The sequence below is a fragment of the Streptomyces sp. PA03-6a genome, assembly GCF_033792765.1.
Lineage (GTDB): Bacteria > Actinomycetota > Actinomycetes > Streptomycetales > Streptomycetaceae > Actinacidiphila.
Genome location: NZ_JARAVK010000181.1, coordinates 1 through 18,812, shown reverse-complemented (window position 1 = coordinate 18,812; position 18,812 = coordinate 1). Strand labels below are relative to the sequence as shown.

The window sequence follows — 18,812 nt, the reverse complement described above, 5'->3', positions numbered from 1 at the left end:
GCCCCCGCACACCCGGCCGCGGGGGGTCCAGCGGCGGGTGCGGCCGGGTGTGCGGGGGCCGGGGACGCGGCCGGTCGCGGCGCGGAGGAGTCGGCTCTGCTCGGGGTGCACCCTCCGAGGGTACGGCGTGGGCCGTCCGGCTTCCGGGTTTCCGGCCGGTGGGCGGGGACGCCCGCCGGCCGGGGTCCTGGGCGGCCGGCGGCCGGCGGCCGGCGGCCGACGGCCGGCGGCCGGCGGCCGACGGCCGGTCGCCTACTGGTCGGAGGAGAAGCGGACCGCGCCGTCCGGGATGACCGCGCCGCACCAGATGCGCACCCCGTGCCGCAGTTCGTTGTCGGCGCCCACGTGCGCGAGGTCGCCGATGACGGAGCCGTGGACGACGGTGCGCTCGCCGATGACCGCCCCCGCGCCGATGAGGGAGTCGACGACGGTCGCGCCGGGGTGGACGACGGCGCCCGCCAGGACCAGGCTGCCCTCGACGACCGCTCCGGAGCCGATGACGGCGCCCGCGGACACGGCGGTCCCGCCGGTGAGCTTGGCGTCGTCGGCGACCCGGGCGCCCTCCAGGACGAGGCGTTCCCCGCAGCGGCCGGGGACGGCCGGGGAGGGCGCGTGGCCGAGGACGAGGTCGGCGGAGCCGCGGACGAAGGCCTGCGGGGTGCCGAGGTCGAGCCAGTAGGTGGAGTCGACCATGCCCTGCAGGTGGGCGCCGTCGGCCAGCAGGCCGGGGAAGGTCTCGCGCTCGACGGAGACCGCGCGGCCGGTGGGGATGGAGTCGATGACGGAGCGGTCGAAGACGTAGGCGCCCGCGTTGATCTGGTCGGTGACGATCTCCTCGGGCGTCTCCGGCTTCTCCAGGAACGCGGTGACGCGGCCGGTGGGGTCGGTCGGCACGAGCCCGAAGGCACGCGGGTCCTCGACCCGGGTCAGGTGGAGGGAGACGTCGGCGCCGGAGTCGCGGTGGGTGGCGACCAGGCCGGCGATGTCGAGGCCGGTGAGGATGTCCCCGTTGAAGACGAGGACCGGGTCGCCGGGGGCGCAGTCCAGGCGGTCGGCGACGTTGCGGATGGCCCCGCCGGTGCCGAGCGGCTCGTCCTCGGTGACGTACTCCAGGCGCAGCCCGAGGGCGGACCCGTCGCCGAAGTGCGGCTCGAAGACCTCGGCGAGGTAGGAGGTCGCCAGGACGATGTGCTCGACACCCGCCGCGCGCGCCCGGGCCAGCTGGTGCGTGAGGAACGGGACGCCGGCCGCGGGGACCATCGGCTTGGGCGTGTGCACCGTCAGGGGGCGCAGTCTGGTGCCCTTGCCACCGACCAAGAGGATCGCTTCAGTCACCTGTGTTTGTCTCCGCTTCCTGGCGGGCCGAACGCGTGAGCGGCCAATCCTATGCAGGGTGCGATCAGCGGCCCTGGAGCCCCGCCGCGGTGCGGCGGATGATGCCGAGATCGTCGTACAACTCCGTTCCTGGGCATTGCGTGGCGAACCCGTCCCGGTGGCCCGAGATGACGTTCATGCGGACCCGCGTACCCTTCGGGTACTTGTTGCTCCCTCCGGACACCAGGTATGTCATGCCCTCCGGATCACGGCCGTAAATTCCGAGTTTCCACGCGGCGAGCCGGGCGACGGCCGTCAGGGCCTCACGGGTGGGCTGCTCCTCGGAGTAGTCGCCGAGCACGGCGATGCCCATGGTGTGCTCGTTGAAACCGAGGGTGTGCGCGCCGAAGACGGCCTTGGAGACGCCGCCGCTGCGGCCTTCGTAGATGTTTCCGCACTTGTCGACGAGGAAGTTGTAGCCGATGTCGCGCCAGCCGCTGCTCTTGACGTGGTAGCGGTAGATACCGCGGATGACCGAGGGGGAGTCGGAGCACTCGTAGTCGTTGCCGGTGGCGGTGTGGTGGACGAAGATCGCGCTGACGTCGTCGGTGAACTCCGATTCCTCGCTGCGCAGTTGCTCGTCGGCGCCCCAGCCGAACCGGGTGACGATGCGGGGGCGCGCGCCGGTGAAGCGCTGCCCGGTGAGGGTCTCGGTCTGGGACCGGCTGAGCGCGGGGACGAAGGGGGACTCGACCGGGGTGCCGGAGGTGTCGCTCGGGTCCGCGGCGGTGTCGGTGGTGGTGCCGTCCTGCGGGTGGCGGCCGCCGAGCGGGTCACCGCCCTCGCTGGGCCCGACGCCTTCGAGCGGGTCGCCCGCATCGCTGGGGCCGACGCCGTCGAAGGGGTCGCCGCCGTCGTAGGGGCCGCCCGTGGTGCCACCGCCGTCCGGACCGCCGCCCCCCGGACCGGCGGGCCCGGGGTCCAGCGCGGCGTCGGGGTCGAGGTAGCTGCCGCCCAGGTCGTCGCCGGGGCCGTCGCCGGACCCGTCACCCGGTTCGTCCCCGGGGTCGACCATCTCCAGTCGCAGTCCCCTGGGCAGGCCGGGCCGCACTCCGCGCCTGCCGGTGGGGGCCTCGGGCACGACCCGCACCTCGACCCCGTCGGAACGGCCGACCCACAGCGGGGCGGTCGCGCCGCGCACCGCGGAGGCCGAGCCTTCGGGCGAGCCGGCGTCGGGGGCGTCGTCGTTGTGCGCCTCGACGGTGCGCCAGCCGGACCAGATGCCGGTGCCGGTGGCGCGGGTCCGGACCTGGACGGTGCCCCGTAGGTCGGTGCCGACGTCGTCCCAGGTGATGCCGATCAGGGAGAACGGCCGCACGGCACGGGCGGGCAGCCCTTGGGCGAGCGGGGTGCCGATGGCACGGCCGGAGGTGGCGAGCGGGGCCAGCGGCAGGGTGTGGGTGTCGCCGGGGGGCGTGCCGGGGGCGGCCGCCCGCACCGGCGCGTGGATGGTGGCGGTGGCACCGGAGGGGAAGGCGAGCGGCAGGGCGAGGGCAGCCATGCACGCCGCGGAGATCGACGTCGCAAGAAGTGCACGCATGGGAAGAACAGTTACATAAGGCCCCAGAACGCGCAGCCGGGATCTGACGGGCCGTCCTGTTCTGCCGGCCCATCAGAGGCACCCGGGACGCCCCCGCCTGACGTAGTCTGGGCCGCGTGACATCGACTGCCCGTACACCCGCCGACCTGCTGCGTTCCGCGCTCGCGGCGGACCCCGCCCGGCCCCTGGTCACCTTCTACGACGACGCCACCGGCGAACGCGTCGAACTGTCGGTGGCCACCTTCGGCAACTGGGTGGCCAAGACCGCCAACCTCATCCAGGACGAACTGGGCGCCCAGCCGGGTGACCGTGCGGCACTGCTGCTGCCGGCGCACTGGCAGACCGCGGTATGGGTGCTCGCCTGCTTCTCCACCGGCGTGGTCGTGGTGCCGGGCGGCGACCCGGGCGAGGCCGACCTCGTGGTCTCCGGCCCGGACACCCTGGAGGAGGCCCGCGCCTGTTCCGGCGAGCGGGTCGCGCTGGCGCTGCGCCCGCTGGGCGGCCGCTTCCCGCAGCCGCCGGAGGGCTTCCTCGACTACGCGGTCGAGGTCCCCTCCCAGGGCGACCGCTTCGTCCCGTACGCGCCGGTGGGCGCGGACGCGCCCGCGCTGCAGCTGCCGGGCGGGGAGGAGCTCACCGGCGCGCAGGTGGTCGAATGGGCCCGCGCGTCCGCCGCGGCCCTGGGACTGACGGCCGGGGCGCGGCTGCTCTCGGGCCGGCCGTACGACGACTGGGACGGTCTGGCCGCCGGGCTGCTGGCACCGCTGGCGGCGGACGCCTCCGTGGTGCTCTGCCGCAACCTGGACCGGCTTCCCCCCGCCGACCTGGACAAACGCCGGGAGAGCGAGCGGGTGACCCACACGGCCTGACCGCGCACCGGCCCACCGTTCCTGAAGACCTCGGACGGAACTGAACAACTCCGCACAACCGAGTACGGGTTTGGACGGTCTCTATAGGTGACCTGATCATCAGCAGCACCTGTAAGGACGGGCCCGGACGTGACCACGCCAGCCGATTCGCCGGAAGCCGAGGACACCCCTCCCGCCGACACGCCTCCCGCCGACACCGCGCCGAGGAAGCGCCGCCGCACCTGGCTGCGCGTCCTCGCCGTCGTCGTCTCCCTGGTGCTGCTGGCGGGGGCCGGGATCTCCTGGTACCTGTACAAGCAGCTCGACGGGAACATCCACACGGACACGGACACCGCCCACGAGTTGATGCGGGTGCAGTCCGAGCGGCCCAAGGTGCTGCCCGAGGCGACCACCGCCGAAAACATCCTGCTCCTGGGTTCGGACAACCGTGGCGACGGAAACGGCAAGTACGGCCAGGACACCGGCACCCAGCGGTCGGACACGGCGATACTGCTGCACCTGGCCGCGGACCGGAAGAGCGCGACGGCGGTCAGCCTGCCGCGCGACCTCATGGTCGACATCCCCTCCTGCCGGCGGTCCGACGGCAGCATGACCAACCCCCAGTTCGCCCAGTTCAACTGGGCGTTCGAGTTCGGCGGCGCCGCCTGCACGATCCGTACGGTGGAGAAGCTCACCGGGATCCGCGTCGACCACCACCTCGTGGTGGACTTCAACGGCTTCAAGAAGATGGTCGACGCGGTCGACGGCGTCGAGGTCTGCGTCCCGCACGCCGTGCACGACCAGGACGCGCACCTGGACCTGGAGGCCGGCCGCCAGGAGCTGCACGGCGAGCAGGCACTCGGCTACGTCCGGGCCCGCAAGGGCATCGGCGACGGCAGCGACACCCAGCGCATGGACCGCCAGCAGCAGTTCCTCGCCTCCCTGGTGCAGAAGGTCGACTCCACGGGCGTGTTGCTCAACCCCGCCAAGCTCTACCCGCTGCTGGACGCCGCGACCTCCTCGCTCACCGCGGACGAGGGCCTCGACTCGCTGGCCGAGCTGTACGAGCTGGCGCAGAGCCTGCGCAAGACGCCCACGGACCAGGTGCGTTTCCTGACCGTGCCGCGGCGTCCGTACACGGCGGACCCCAACCGTGACGAACTGGTGCAACCCGCCGCGGACGAACTGTTCACGACCCTGCGCGAGGACGGGCAGGTGACCGTCGAGGGCGACGAGGGCACCGGCTCCGGCTCCGCCCGCCCGACGGCCGGCGGAACCTCCACCGCCTCTCCCGCATCTCCCACACCGTCGGGGTCGGCGAGCGCCTCCCCCTCGTACCGCGGCACCACCGCCGACCGCGACGTGTGCGGCGGCAGTGGGGATTGAACAGTTTGTCCAGGTGTAGGAGAGCGGAATTTGTCAGCGACGGGCGTACACGCTGAACTGTGGGGTTAGTGTGAGCGATCCGGCCTGTTGCAGCGGCCGAGACGGAGGACTCGATCGACCGTGGACACGCAAGGCCGTAGGCAGCACGTCGACCCGGCGGATCAGTGGGTTTTCGATCCCGAGACGGGCAGCTACCAGTTGCGGCTGGACCCCCCGCAGCAGCCGGAGCCCGGCGTCCCCGCGCAGGGGACGGGCCGGCGGACGCAGCGCGTACAGCCGCAGGGCGGAAGCCGCGCACGGCAGGGCCGTTCCGGCGCCGAGGGCGAGGGCCGCGCCACGACGGGCGGCCGCTCCCCCGAGGGCGGCCGCGCGGCGGGCACCGGCAGGGCGGCGGGCGGCAGCCGGGCAGGCGGCACCAGGGGCGAGGGCGGCGGCCGGGCGGCCGCGCGCACCAGCCGGCGCCGGCCCAAGTCCCGGAAGTCCACCAAGAAGCGCGCCCTGATCTGGACCGCCGGCACGCTCGGGGTCGTGGTCATCGCGGCGTGCGTGGGCGTCTACGCGCTGTACCAGCAGCTCAACGGCAACATCCACACGATCGACCCGGGCATCGGCTCCAAGAACGCCACGTCCACCGGACCGGTCAACATCCTGGTCATCGGCACCGACAGCCGGCAGGGCCTGAAGGGCAAGTACGGCGACGCGGCCAACGTCGGCCACGCCGACACCACGATCCTCTTCCACGTCTCCAAGGACCGCTCCAACGCGACGGCGCTGAGCATCCCCCGGGACATCATCACCGACATCCCGGACTGCCCGACGAAGCAGTCCGACGGCTCCACGAAGATCATCCCGGGTGAGAGCGACGTCCGCTTCAACACCAGCCTGGGCCAGTACGGCCGCGACCCGGGCTGCACGATGCGCACCGTCAAGGCGTTGACGGGCATCACCCCGGACCACTTCATGATGGCCAACTTCGACGCGGTGAAGGACCTGTCGACGGCGGTCGGGGGCGTCGAGGTGTGCCTGGCCAAGGACATTGACGACCCGGACTCGCACCTGAAGCTGGACAAGGGCCGGCACATCGTCGCGGGCGAGCAGGCGCTGGCCTTCGTCCGCACCCGGCACAGCGTCGGCTTCGGCGGCGACCTCAGCCGCATCCAGCTGCAGCAGCAGTTCCTCAGCTCGATGATGCGCACGATGAAGTCGGGCGACACGCTGACCAGTCCGACGAAGCTGCTCAAGCTGGCGAACACGGCGACGAAGGCGCTCACCGTCGACACCGGCATCGGCAGCGTGCCCAAGCTCAGCCAACTCGCCAAGGACCTGAGCCGGGTCGACACCAAGAACATCACCTTCGCGACCGTGCCGGTGATAGACAACCCGGCCGAGAAGGTGCACGCCACGGTGGTGCTGGACGAGACCAAGGCGCCGCAGCTGTTCACCATGGTGCGCAACGACGTCTCGCTCACCGAGGTGAAGAAGAAGCAGAAGGCCTCCGATGCGGCCAAGCTCAAGGGCCCCAAGGCCGACGCGATCAACGTGCGGGTCGAGGTGCTGAACGGCAGCGGGGTCTTCGGCGCCGCCCAGGACACCGTCAACTGGCTGCAGAACGACGAGGGCGTCACCCGCTCCACCAACGGCGGCAACGCGCCCACCGAACTGCAGAAGACCACGCTGGAGTACGCCCCCAACCAGGCCGACCAGGCACGCCGGCTGGCCGACATGATGGGGCTGCCGGCCTCCGCGCTCAAGCAGGGCACCGAGGACGCCGCCCCGCGCGCCAACATGACGCTCACCCTCGGCAAGGACTTCACGCAGGCGGGCACGCCGATCGCCCCGCCGACGAAGGCGCCCGAGGGCATCCAGAAGGTCGAGGCGGACGACAAGAGCGTGTGCGCCAAGTAGCCGCCCGGCAAGGGCACCAGGGTCGACAGGGGTATCAGGGGTGGGAACCGGACGATGACGGACAGTCGTGTGCGCGATCTCGGCTGGGACGACAGCCTCTACGACGACCACCCGCGGGACGGGGCGCCGCAGCGGGGCACGGACGCGGCGCGGGCCCCGCACACGGACCCGGGGCGCGGCGGCGGACAGCCGGGCGGAGAGCCGGGGGCACGGCCGCCGCAGCGCCGCAGACGCCGGGTCGTCCGGTGGATCGCGGTCACCCTCGCGGTGCTCATACTCGGGACGGCGGGGGCCGGTTACGCGTACTACGAGCACCTCAGCCACAACCTCCGCAAGGGGAAGCGCAACAGCGGCGACAGCGACGTGGCCAAGGCGCCGACGAACGCGCTGAACATCCTGCTGCTGGGCGCCGACGGCCGTAACTCCGCGGAGAACCTCAAGCTCGGCGGCGCCAGGTACACCAAGGACGAACCGCCCCGCGCGGACGTGATCATGCTGCTGCACGTCTCCGCCGACCGCAGCAACATGTCCGTGGTGAGCATCCCGCGCGACACCCGGGTGCCGATCCCGAAGTGCACCGACCCGAAGACGGGCAAGAAGTTCGCCGCCACCACGCACGCGATCATCAACGAGAGCCTGGCGCGCGGCGGCCCCGGCTGCACGCTCGCCACCGTGCAGAACCTCACCAAGGTCTACATCGACCACTGGATGATGATCGACTTCGCGGGCGTGGTGAAGATGGCCGACGCGGTCGGCGGCGTCGAGGTCTGCGTGAAGCAGCCGGTGTGGGACCACCCGACCCCGCAGCAGCCGGGCGGCTCCGGGCTGAAGCTGAAGGCGGGCACGCAGAAGATCACCGGCAAGAAGGCCCTGCAGTGGCTGCGCACCCGGCACGCCTTCGAGAGCGACCTCGGGCGCGCCAAGGCGCAGCACATGTACATGAACTCGATGGTGCGGGAGCTGCGCTCGCAGAACGTCTTCACCGACGGCGGGCGGCTGCGCGGCCTCGCCGAGGCCGCCACCAACGCGCTGCAGGTGTCGGAGGAGATCGGCACCCCGAAGAAGCTCTTCGACCTCGGCATGCAGCTCAAGAGCGTCCCGTCGAACCGGATCACGATGCTGACCATGCCGCCGGTCACGGACACCGAGAACGACCAGCACTACATGCCGGACCCGGTGGCCGCCCCCAAGGTGTGGTCGCGGCTCGTCCACGACCTCCCCTTCGACGACAAGGGGAAGAAGAAGGCGAAGAAGGAGCCCACCGGGCCGGCGGCGCGGCCCGCCGCGGACATCCCGGTCTCGGTCGTCAACGGCACCGCGGGCGACGCCACGGGCACTCCCGTGAACGGCAGGGCGCGCGCCCTGGCCACGGCGCTGGCCCAAGGCGGGTTCGGGAAGGCGGCTGCGGCCACCGCACCGCAGCCGTCGGCGGCCACCGTGATCGAGTACCCGGCCGCCGAGGGCGCGCAGGGCCGCTCGGACGCGCTCGCCGTGGCGAAGGTGTTCAAGCTCCCCGCCGGTGTTGTGAAGGAATCCTCACATGTCGCCTCCGTCACACTCGTCGTGGGCGCGGACTGGCAGGAGGGGACGGTCTTCCAGGGTGCCTCCGACGACGACGGATCGCTGCCCACGAGCGCCGGGGCCCTGAACGGAGCGAATGATTCAGCCTGCATGGACGTGTACAGGCCATATCGCTGGGATCCCGGTTTGGGGTAATGCGCACGATCGTTTTACACAGGCGATAAGAAGCGAATGCCTTGACCCCGTCGCGGTTTATGTATCGTGACCTCCAACCATCCGCGAGCAGGGCTGTTCCGGTTCCACAGGACCTTGACAGTCGCACAGCTGAGAATCACCCACGATCCGCGCGCTGCGGCGCAACCGGTGACCGTAGTGACCAGCGCGTCATGGGAGGGCACACATGCGCCACGGCAGCATCCCCGGAGGGCGGAACGCCCCCTACGATCCTCACGAACCCGGATGGGACGACTCTCCGTACGGAAACGGTCACGGGCAGCCGTACATCCCGCAGCAGCCCACCCCGCACCCGACGGTCCCGCAGCAGCCCCAGCGCGGCGGCTACCGCCCGGAGGAGCCGCAGCGCGGCGGGTACCCGCCCCAGGAGCCGTACGCGCCCTACCAGCCGGCGGACTACGACGCCACGGGCTACGACACCGGGGGCTACGGCGACGACGGCCACCGGGCCGACTACGACGCCTACGAGGACGACGGGGGCGACGGGGCGTCCACCGGCACCCTGACCGCGACGCAGGGCGACGGGGCGGACGACGACCACGACGGCGGCGGCCGCCGCGGCAACCGCCGCCGCAAGAAGGGCAAGAGGCGCGCCCTGCGCTGGGTGGCGATCGTCACGTCGGTGGCGATACTCGGCTCGGCCGGCGCCGCCTACGCGTACTACCAGCACCTCAACGCGAACATCAAGAAGGACGCGCTGAACCTCGGCGACAGCCAGGCCGCCAAGAGCAAGGCCAACGCCGCCGGCCAGACCCCGCTGAACATCCTGCTGCTGGGCTCCGACAGCCGTGCGTCCAAGGCGAACCAGAAGCTCGGCGGCGCCAAGGCCGACGCCGACCGCAAGCCGCTGGCCGACGTCCAGATGCTGCTGCACGTCTCCGCGGACCGCAGCAACATGACCGTGGTCAGCATCCCGCGCGACACCCGGGTCACCATCCCCAAGTGCACCGACCCGGACGACGGGCAGGTCTACCCCGAGACCACCTCGGAGACGATCAACACGAGCCTCCAGCACGGCGGCCCCGGCTGCACCGTGGCCACCTGGGAGAAGCTCACCGACATATCCATCGACCACTTCATGATGATCGACTTCGCCGGCGTGGTGTCCATGGCCGACGCGGTCGGCGGCGTCCCGGTCTGCGTCAAGGGGAACGTCTGGGACCGCAAGTCCGGGCTCAAGCTCACCAAGGGCGACCACATCATCAAGGGCAAGCAGGCCCTGCAGTGGCTCCGCACCCGGCACGGCTTCGAGGACGGCAGCGACATCGGCCGCACCCACGCGCAGCACATGTACATGAACGCGATGGTGCGCCAGCTGAAGTCCAGCGCGAAGCTCAACGACCCGGGCAAGCTGACGGGCCTGGCGGAGGCCGCCACCAAGGCGCTGACCGTCGACACCGGCCTCGGCACGGTCAAGAAGCTCTACGACCTGGGCAACGACCTCAAGGGCGTTCCCACCGACCGCATCACCATGACGACGATGCCCTGGGGCGCCGACCCGCAGAACCCGACCGCGCACGTCGTGCCGACCTCCGCGGCGACCAAGCTCTTCACGCTGCTCCGCAACGACCAGGCCGTGGACGGCAAGGCCTCGAAGAAGAAAAAGAAGACCGGCACGGCCACGGCCACCGCGAAGGCCTCGCCCAAGGGCGAGATCGCGGTGACGGTCCAGAACGGCACCGGCAGCACCTCGGTGCCCGCCACCCCCGGCCGGGCGAGCACGGTCACGGAGAAGCTGAAGACCCTGGGCTTCACCCAGGCCGAGTCCGACTCCACGCCGCAGTCGCAGTCCGGCAGCACGATCACCTACGCGAGCGACGACGACCAGGCCGACGCCCTGGCCGTGGCGAAGGCGCTGAAGCTGCCCACCGGCGCGGTGAAGAAGTCCTCGTCCGCCGAGGGCATCACGCTGGTGATCGGCGCAGACTGGACCGCCGGGTCGACCTACCCGGCGGCCAGCAGCACCGACACCAAGGAAGTGCTGGACAGCGCGAGCGCGCTCAACGCCTCCGACGACTCGGCGTGCATGAAGGTGAACTCCTACTACAGCTGGTAGGGGTCCACCCGCCGCATCACGCGTCGGCCGCCGCCCGCACCGCCGGGCGGCGGCTGGCGATGACCCGCCGGGCGAGCGAGCGCGGGCTGGTCAGGAAGCCGTAGCCCCACGCCATGTGCATCGTGGCGAGCGCCACCGGGATCTGCAGCCGCGCACCGGCGGACAGGCCCTTGCCGGCCGGGAGCGAGCCCAGCGCGATGGCCGCGAGGTAGCCGCCGGGGACGACGAAGCCGAGCGGGGTGACCGCGGCGCCGACCACCACACCCGCCGCGATGGCCACGACGGCGGCCGGGGCGGCCAGGTAGCGCAGGTTGACCGAGCCCTGGTGGTAACGGGTGACCACGCGGCGCCAGCGCCCGTAGTCCTTGTACTGCTTGGCCAGCGCGCGCACGCTGGGCCGCGGGCGGTACGAGACGCGCAGCTCGGGCGAGAACCAGATCAGGCCGCCGGCCTCGCGGATGCGGTAGTTCAGCTCCCAGTCCTGGGCGCGGATGAACTCCTCGTTGTAGCCGCCCTGCTGCTCCAGCACCTCACGGCGGAAGACCCCGAGGTAGACGGTGTCGGCGGGGGCGGCGGCGCCGCCGGTGTGGAAGGCCGCGTTGCCGACGCCGATCTTCGAGGTCATGGCGGCAGCGACGGCGCGCTCCCAGTCGTTCTCGCCCTCGGCGTGCATGATGCCGCCGACGTTGGCGGCGCCGGTCTCCTCCAGCAGCCGCACCGCGGTCTCGATGTAGTCGGGCGAGAGCATGCCGTGGCCGTCGACCCGCACCACGACCGGGTGCCGGGAGGCCTTGATGGCGGCGTTCAGGGCGGCGGGGGTGCGGCCGGTGGGATTGGGCACCGTGTGGACGCGGGGGTCCTCCCGCACCAGCTCCGCCGCGATCTCGTCCGTGCGGTCGGTGGAGGGGCCGAGGGCGATGACGACCTCGAGCTCGCCCGCGTAGTCCTGTTCGAGGATGTGGCGGACGGAGTTGCGCAGGTGCCGCTCCTCGTCGAGCACCGGCATGATCACGGAGACGGCGGGCAGCACGTGGGGGGTCGCAGCGTTCACAGCCGGACACGTTACCGCGAACGGATGATACGAACACGTGCAGCCGGGCGGGGCTCATCCCGTACGACGGTATGACTCCTTAGCGTGACTCCATGACCGTCGCTCGTCGCCGTCAGCAGCCCATCGCAGCCGCCCGCCGGGCCCGGAAGCGGTCGCCCGTGCGCCGCGGGATGCGCGTCCTCGGCGCCGTCTCGCTGGGCATCCTGACCGCCAGCGGGATCGGGCACGCCGTCCTGGGGCACATGGACGACCGCCTGGCGCGGGTGGACGCCTTCGCCGGGATGAAGAACCGGCCCAACCCCACCAAGGGCACCAACTTCCTGCTGGTCGGCACCGACGTGCGCCGCGGGCTGACCGCGGCGCAGCGCACCGCGCTGCGCCTGGGCGGGGAGCCCTGCGACTGCACCGACACGATGATGCTGGCGCACCTGTCGCGGGACGGCAGGCGGGTCAGCGTGGTCGCCCTGCCGCGGGACTCGTACGCGGAGCTGCCCCGCCCCGGCAAGCTGAAGTGGGCCTGGGGGGTGGGCGGCCCTTCGCTCGCCGTCAGCACGGTCGAGAAGATGACCGGGATCAAGGTCGACCACTACGCCGAGTTCGACTTCGGCTCCTTCATGAAGACCGTCGACAAGATCGGCGGCGTCGACCTTTGCTTCGCCCAGCCGCTTCGGGACCCCCTGACCGGCCTCGACCTGCCCGCCGGCACGGTCCGCGCGGACGGCGGCACGGCGCTGCGGTACGTGCGCTCCGGTCACTACCCCGGGAGCCCCGACCTCCCGCGGATGCAGAACCAGCAACGGTTCCTGGCCGCCCTGGTCCGCCGGGTCGCCGACATCGGGCTGCTGCAGAACCCCGTCAAGCTCGACCAGGTGGCCAAGGCCGCGCTGGGCTCGGTGCGCGCGGACCGGCAGACCAAGCCGGACGACCTGATCGCGCTCGCCACGGGGCTGCGGGGCGGCTTCGGGGCGAGCTCGGTGGAGTTCGCGTCGGTGCCGGTGGACGCCACGCCGTTCCGGGTGCAGGGCGTGGGCACGACCCTGCGCTGGGACGTGAAGGGCGCCGGGCGGATCTTCGACGCGCTGCGCGAGGACCGCCCGCTGACCGGCCCTGACGGCGGCCCCCTGGCCACGCCCAGCCCCTCGGCGCCCGAGCCGGAACAGGTCGACGTGCCGCCCAAGTCGATCCGCGTCCAGGTCAACAACGGGACGACGGTCAACGGACTGGGGGCGCGCGTGGACAAGGAACTGCGCCGCCTGGGCTTCCACACCACCGGTACGCCCGGCAACACCGTCCGGCACGACGCGGAGTACACGGTCATCCACTACGACCCGGGCTGGGACCGCTCCGCCAAGGCCCTGGGGACGGCCCTGCCGTACGCCGAGCTGCGGGCGGTCTCCGGGCTGGGGTCGACGCTGCGGATCACCGTGGGCGCGGACTACGACGGCCTGACCCCGGTGCGGGCCGGTGAGCCGGACCCGCCCGCGGCGCCGCCGGTGGAGCTCCCGCCCGCGCGCGGCGACCGCGTCGCGTGCGGCTGAGGGCCGGGCGCCGGGCGCCGTCAGTCCTCGAAGCCCTCGGCGGCGCGCTTCTCGCGCAGCTCCATGATCGCCCGGCGGCGGGCCAGCCGGTGCGTGCGGCGGATCTGCGCCTCCTGCAGACGGCGCCGGTCCCGGTCGGTCTCGGGCTCGATCTGGGGCACCGGACGCGGCGCGCCCTCGGCGTCCACGGCCACGAAGACCAGGTAGGCGCTGGCGACCTGGGTCGCCGGGCCGGACTCGTTCCAGCGTTCGGCGAGCACGCGCACGCCGACCTCCATGGAGCTCCGCCCGGTCCAGTTGACCTGGGCCTGCACCTTGAGCAGGTCGCCGACCCGCACCGGTTCCAGGAAGGCCATCTCGTCCATGGCGCCGGTCACCGCGGGCCCCTCGGAGTGCCGTCCGGCGACGGCGCCCGCCGCGTCGTCCACGAGCTTCATGACCACGCCGCCGTGCACGGTGCCCAGCAGGTTCGTGTCGTGGTGGGTCATGATGTGCGCCAGCGTGATCCGCGAGGCGGACGTGGGCTTGAACGGGACAGGGTGCGGGGGTGGCTCCTCGAACATGGCTCCACCCTAAGCACTGCCGTGCCGTGCTCCCCGCCGGGCACACCTTGCCCGGCGGCGGGGCCGGGCGGATGCTGAGAAAGGGGCCGACGTCCCGAGGTCCGAGAGGTGATCCGCCATGGAGAAGACGTGGACGATCAAGCTGTCGCTGGAGGAGGACGGCAGCCGCACCGCCTGCACCGCCTCGCTCTCCGGGGACGGCGCCCCGGGCGTGGTGGGCCACGGCTATTCGCGGCGCAATCCGAACGACGAGCCGGACATGCGCATAGGGGAGGACGTGGCCGCCTCCCGGGCCTGCTCCAACCTGGCGCACGAACTGCTGGAACAGGCCGCCGGAATGATCGAGACCCACACCAACGCCCCGACGCACCTCACCGGCTGAGAGCACCCGGACACAACTGGTCACCGCATCACCGCGGTCCTGTGACCTTTGCATCAGCTCTGCTTCAGAAGCGCCACGGAGGCACTGCCGGGCAGGGCGGCAGGGCACACTGCGGTACATGAACGCATGGCCCGACGGTTGGTCCGACAACAGGAACCAGCGGCAGCAGCAGATCTCCGAGCCTCCGCTGCCCCCCGAGCTGTCCCCGCGCCGTGCGGCGGCGGCTCCCGGCAGCGTGCCCCGCCAGCAGGCGTACGGCAGCGGCGTCCCCGGTCACGCAGGCCCGGGCGCGGGCCACGACGGTTACGGCGGCGGCTCGTACGGCCCGCCGTCCACCGGCGGCCGCACCTCACCGCCCGGCAGCCGCAAGCGGCGGGTGAAGGCCGTCCTGATCGGTCTGGTCGTCGTGGTCGCCGCCTGGTCGATCGGCACCTACTTCTGGGCGGACGGCAAGGTGCGCCGCGAGGTGGACCTCGGCACGGTCATAGACCGCCCGGAGACCGGCGAGGGCACCAACTACCTCATCGTCGGCTCCGACAGCCGTGAAGGCCTGTCCGGCGAGCAGAAGAAGCAGTTGCACACCGGCTCCGCCGAGGGCAAGCGGACCGACTCGATGATGATCCTGCACGTGGGTGACAACGGGAACTCGCTGATCTCGCTCCCCCGTGACTCCTACGTCACGATCCCCGAGTTCAAGGGTTCCGAGTCCGGCAAGACGTTCGCCTCGCGCGGCCAGAACAAGCTCAACGCCGCCTACTCGATAGACGGACCGACGCTGCTGGTGCGCACGGTCGAGTACAACACGGGCCTGCACATCGACCACTACGCGGAGATCGGCTTCGCCGGCTTCGCGGGCCTCGTCGACGCGGTCGGCGGTGTCGAGCTGGACATCCCCCGCGACATCAACGACAAGAACTCGGGCCTGCACATCAAGAAGGGCAAGCAGACCCTCAACGGCGACGAGGCCCTGGCCTTCGTCCGCCAGCGCTACCAGGAGGCCGAGGGCGACCTGGGCCGCACCAAGAACCAGCAGAAGTTCCTCGCCGCGCTCGCGGGCCAGACGGCCACGCCGAGCACGGTCCTCAACCCCTTCAAGCTCTACCCGACCATGGGCGCGGGCCTCGACACGCTGATCGTCGACAAGGACATGAGCCTGTGGGACCTGGTGTCGATGTTCTGGGCGATGAAGAGCGTCTCCGGCGGCGAGGGCGTCTCGATGAACATGCCGACCTCGGGCTCCATCAGCACCAACGTGGGCAGCGCCCTCAAGTGGGACATGCCGAAGGTCAAGCAGCTCGTCTCGGAGCTGAAGAACGACGACAAGGTCACGGTCACGCCCGACTCCTGACCCCTTAGGACGGCCGGGGCCGGCCGGGCGCGCACACCGCGCCCGGCCGGCCCCTCCGCTCTTCCCCGCCGCGCCCTCGGGGCTCACGGGGTGGAGGAGCCCAGACGGTCGAGGGAGTGGTTCGCCACGTACTCGGCCATGGTGTCGTTGCGCATGGCCTCCCACAGCCGCGCGGTGCCGCTCTCGTCGAGCAGCACCACCGACTGGCCCTTGATCATGTCGAGCCCGCCGACCGGGGCGTTCATGAAGACCATGTCGCCCTGGCGCACCCCGCGCATGCTCCACATCAGGTCGCGCAGGTCCCCGTCGGAGAGCCGGTCGTCGACGCTGACCACACCGGTGACCCGGTCCAGCAGCTCCTTCGCCTTCAGCGGGTTGCTCATGGAGTCCTTGGTCAGCGTCTTGGCGATCACCGCGCGCAGGAAGGCCTGCTGGCGGTGGGTGCGGTCCAGGTCACCGCGCGGCAGGTCGTAGCGCCAGCGGACGTACGCGAGGGCCTCCTCGCCGTTCATGTGCTTCCCGTCCAGGTCCACGCCGCCGATGTCGTCGGTGAGGGTCTTGAAGCCGCTCCAGTCGATGACGGCGAGGTGGTCGACCTTCACGTCGGTGAGCCGCTGCACGGTGTCGATCAGCAAGGGCGGGCCGCCCCAGGAGAAGGCGGCGTTCAGCTTGGCCTTGCCGTTCCCCGGGATCGGGACCCAGCTGTCGCGGGGCAGCGAGACCACGTACGCGTGCTCGCGGTCGGCCGGCAGGTGCACCAGCATCATCGTGTCGCTGCGCTGGGCGCCGCGCTTCCACTCCGGGGCCTTGGCGTCCCGGCCGGTGGTCGGCAGCTCGGAACGGGTGTCCACACCGACCAGGAGGAACGTTTCACCGCCCTTGGCGGCCTGCGGCTGCTCGCTCTCGGGCACCTTCGTCGGGAACACGTTGGGAATGCGGTCCACCTTGCCGGTGTAGTGGTCCACCGTCCACCACAGCGTCCCCGCCACCCCCAGCACCCCCACGGCCAGCAGGACCAGCGCGCCCAGCAGCACCCTCCGGGTGCGACTGCGCCTCCTGCGGGCCGGCTCCGCCGTCTCCCCCGGCGCCGCTTCCCGCTCCGTTTCCGGGACCGCCGTCTCCTCGTGGCCCACCGGATCCGTCGTCGTCATGATCCACCCCCACCCTGTGCACCCGCTCCCCACGCGTGCGTAGGGGGCATTGTGGCGCCTGGGACGGTGCCGTGCCCATGCCCCGGCCCCCTTCGGTGCACGCGCCGGGGAAAGCCCGGTCACCGCCCGGGGCTATGCTCAACCTCGCAATCAGGCCACGACCTGGGAGGGACCGTCCGCATGGCGCTCAAGCTCACCGTGATCGGCACCGGCTACCTCGGCGCCACGCACGCCGCGGCGATGGCCGAGCTGGGCTTCGAAGTGCTGGGCCTGGACATCGACCCCGCCAAGATCGAGACCCTCGCGGCGGGCCGCGTGCCCATGTACGAACCGGGCCTGGAGGAACTGCTGCGCCGCCACGTCGCCGGCCTGCCGGACTCCAGCGGGCGGCTGCGCTTCACCACCTCCTGGGAGGAGGTCGCCGCCTTCGGCGACGTCCACTTCGTCTGCGTGAACACCCCGCAGAAGCACGGCGAGTACGCCTGCGACATGAGCTACGTCGACAGCGCCTTCGAGCTGCTCGCCCCGCACCTGCAGCGGCCCGCACTGGTCGTCGGCAAGTCGACCGTCCCGGTCGGCAGCGCGGCACGGCTGGCGGCCCGCCTGGCCGAGCTCGCCCCCGCCGGGGACGGGGCGGAACTGGCGTGGAACCCCGAGTTCCTGCGCGAGGGCTTCGCCGTCCAGGACACCCTCCACCCGGACCGGATCGTGGTCGGCGTCGCCTCCGGACACGCCGAGAAGCTGCTGCGCGAGGTCTACGCGGCCCCCATCGGCGAGGGCACCCCCTTCGTCGTCGCCGACTACCCGACCGCGGAACTGGTCAAGACGGCGGCCAACGCCTTCCTCGCCACCAAGATCTCCTTCATCAACGCCATGGCCGAGGTCAGCGAGGCGGCCGGCGGCGACGTGGTGAAGCTCGCCGAGGCCATCGGCCACGACGAGCGGATCGGCAACAAGTTCCTGCGCGCCGGCATCGGCTTCGGCGGCGGCTGCCTGCCCAAGGACATCCGCGCCTTCATGGCCCGCGCCGGTGAGCTCGGCGCCGACCAGGCGCTGACCTTCCTGCGCGAGGTCGACTCCATCAACATGCGCCGCCGCAGCCACATGGTCGAGCTCGCCCGCGAGGCCTGCGGCGGCAGCGGCTTCCTCGGCAAGCGCATCGCGGTGCTCGGCGCGGCCTTCAAGCCCGACTCCGACGATGTGCGGGACTCCCCCGCGCTCAACGTCGCCGGGCAGATCCACCTCCAGGGCGGCCAGGTCACCGTGTACGACCCCAAGGCCATGGACAACGCACGGCGGCTCTTCCCGACGCTCGGGTACGCCGCGACGGCGCTGGAGGCGGTCCGCGGGGCCGACGTCGTGCTGCACCTCACGGAGTGGCGGGAGTTCCGCGAGCTCGACCCGGCGGTGCTCGGGGCGGTGGCCGGGCGCCGGCACGTCATCGACGGGCGGAACGCGCTGGAGCCGGCGGCATGGCGTGCGGCGGGCTGGACGTTCCGGGCGATGGGCCGCCCCCACGCGTAGCCCTCCGGGGTGCGTTCTGTGCGGCCCGGGGTGCCCCTTGCGGCCCGTTGTTTGTGTGCGGGTGCGTTGCGCCTGCGGCGGGCGGTTTCCCCGCCGCCCGCCCTCCCCCAGCCTTCGGCCGGGGGGACCCCCATCCGGCGCGGTCAGTGACCGCCTCGCGCGGTCGTTGTGGGGTCGGTGCCGCGCCGGCGCACTCGCCCAGCCTTCGGCCGGGGGGACCCCCATGGGCGCACCCCGCCACACCACCTCCCGCTGTGCGGGCGTATGACGGCCGGTGGGGGTGAGTAGGCACTAGCGGCCACCCCGGACCGCCTTCTCAACCCCCCACCGGCCGTTGGTCGCGGAACCAACGGAGGGGGCGGGGGAGTTGGGGGCACCCCCGGCCGGAGGC

13 protein-coding genes and 1 pseudogene are annotated in these 18,812 nt (G+C 71.9%); 9 read left to right on the top strand and 5 right to left on the bottom strand.

Features of this window, described 5'->3' with window-relative positions:
* Positions 1 to 252 precede the first annotated feature (252 nt).
* Positions 253 to 1,335: a mannose-1-phosphate guanylyltransferase gene (gene manB / locus PV350_RS32940; protein WP_500337352.1), complete on the bottom strand. Its 1,083-nt coding sequence runs from the start codon at positions 1,333 to 1,335 to the stop codon at positions 253 to 255.
* A 64-nt stretch (positions 1,336 to 1,399) separates the two neighbouring features.
* Positions 1,400 to 2,914: a peptidoglycan recognition protein family protein gene (locus tag PV350_RS32935; RefSeq protein ID WP_500337351.1), complete on the bottom strand. Its 1,515-nt coding sequence runs from the start codon at positions 2,912 to 2,914 to the stop codon at positions 1,400 to 1,402.
* A 116-nt stretch (positions 2,915 to 3,030) separates the two neighbouring features.
* Between PV350_RS32935 and PV350_RS32930 the strand changes: the two genes are divergently transcribed.
* The 5 genes from PV350_RS32930 to PV350_RS32910 all read left to right on the top strand — a co-directional run bounded on the left by PV350_RS32930 (position 3,031) and on the right by PV350_RS32910 (position 10,864).
* Entirely contained in the window at positions 3,031 to 3,783 is a 753-nt protein-coding gene (locus tag PV350_RS32930; RefSeq protein ID WP_500337350.1) for a TIGR03089 family protein, read from the top strand.
* Between the two features lie 129 nt (positions 3,784 to 3,912).
* Positions 3,913 to 5,148 (top strand): LCP family protein, encoded by a 1,236-nt coding sequence (locus PV350_RS32925; protein WP_499512174.1) that lies wholly within the window; start codon positions 3,913 to 3,915, stop codon positions 5,146 to 5,148.
* A gap of 120 nt (positions 5,149 to 5,268) precedes the next feature.
* Positions 5,269 to 7,053, top strand: a complete 1,785-nt coding sequence (locus PV350_RS32920; protein ID WP_500337349.1) for an LCP family protein — start codon at positions 5,269 to 5,271, stop codon at positions 7,051 to 7,053.
* A 54-nt stretch (positions 7,054 to 7,107) separates the two neighbouring features.
* The gene (locus PV350_RS32915) at positions 7,108 to 8,769 is read left to right on the top strand and encodes an LCP family protein (protein ID WP_500337348.1); all 1,662 of its coding nucleotides are present in this window, start codon (positions 7,108 to 7,110) and stop codon (positions 8,767 to 8,769) included.
* 205 nt (positions 8,770 to 8,974) lie between these two features.
* Positions 8,975 to 10,864, top strand: a complete 1,890-nt coding sequence (locus PV350_RS32910; RefSeq protein ID WP_500337347.1) for an LCP family protein — start codon at positions 8,975 to 8,977, stop codon at positions 10,862 to 10,864.
* Positions 10,865 to 10,880: 16 nt separating this feature from the next.
* On the opposite strand, the pseudogene PV350_RS32905 reads toward PV350_RS32910, so the two are convergent.
* Positions 10,881 to 11,924 (bottom strand): annotated as a pseudogene (locus PV350_RS32905) (glycosyltransferase family 2 protein); the annotation flags it as partial.
* A gap of 83 nt (positions 11,925 to 12,007) precedes the next feature.
* Between PV350_RS32905 and PV350_RS32900 the strand changes: the two are divergent.
* A complete protein-coding gene (locus PV350_RS32900) occupies positions 12,008 to 13,453 on the top strand; it encodes an LCP family protein (protein WP_500337346.1) in 1,446 nt (481 codons plus the stop codon).
* 20 nt (positions 13,454 to 13,473) lie between these two features.
* Here PV350_RS32900 and PV350_RS32895 read toward each other — a convergent pair whose 3' ends face one another.
* Positions 13,474 to 14,016, bottom strand: a complete 543-nt coding sequence (locus tag PV350_RS32895; protein WP_018559720.1) for an acyl-CoA thioesterase — start codon at positions 14,014 to 14,016, stop codon at positions 13,474 to 13,476.
* A gap of 118 nt (positions 14,017 to 14,134) precedes the next feature.
* On the opposite strand from PV350_RS32895, the gene PV350_RS32890 reads away from it, so the two are divergent.
* Together PV350_RS32890 and PV350_RS32885 are read left to right on the top strand one after the other, a co-directional pair.
* Complete coding sequence (locus PV350_RS32890; RefSeq protein WP_499512179.1) at positions 14,135 to 14,398, top strand: DUF1876 domain-containing protein; 264 nt, start codon at positions 14,135 to 14,137, stop codon at positions 14,396 to 14,398.
* 118 nt (positions 14,399 to 14,516) lie between these two features.
* Complete coding sequence (locus PV350_RS32885; RefSeq protein ID WP_499512180.1) at positions 14,517 to 15,746, top strand: LCP family protein; 1,230 nt, start codon at positions 14,517 to 14,519, stop codon at positions 15,744 to 15,746.
* Positions 15,747 to 15,829: 83 nt separating this feature from the next.
* Here PV350_RS32885 and PV350_RS32880 read toward each other — a convergent pair whose 3' ends face one another.
* The gene (locus PV350_RS32880) at positions 15,830 to 16,897 is read right to left on the bottom strand and encodes an LCP family protein (protein ID WP_500337345.1); all 1,068 of its coding nucleotides are present in this window, start codon (positions 16,895 to 16,897) and stop codon (positions 15,830 to 15,832) included.
* A gap of 180 nt (positions 16,898 to 17,077) precedes the next feature.
* Between PV350_RS32880 and PV350_RS32875 the strand changes: the two genes are divergently transcribed.
* Positions 17,078 to 18,421 carry a UDP-glucose dehydrogenase family protein gene (locus PV350_RS32875; protein WP_499512182.1) on the top strand — a complete coding sequence of 448 codons (1,344 nt, stop codon included), beginning with the start codon at positions 17,078 to 17,080 and terminating at the stop codon, positions 18,419 to 18,421.
* The last annotated feature ends 391 nt before the right edge of the window (positions 18,422 to 18,812 follow it).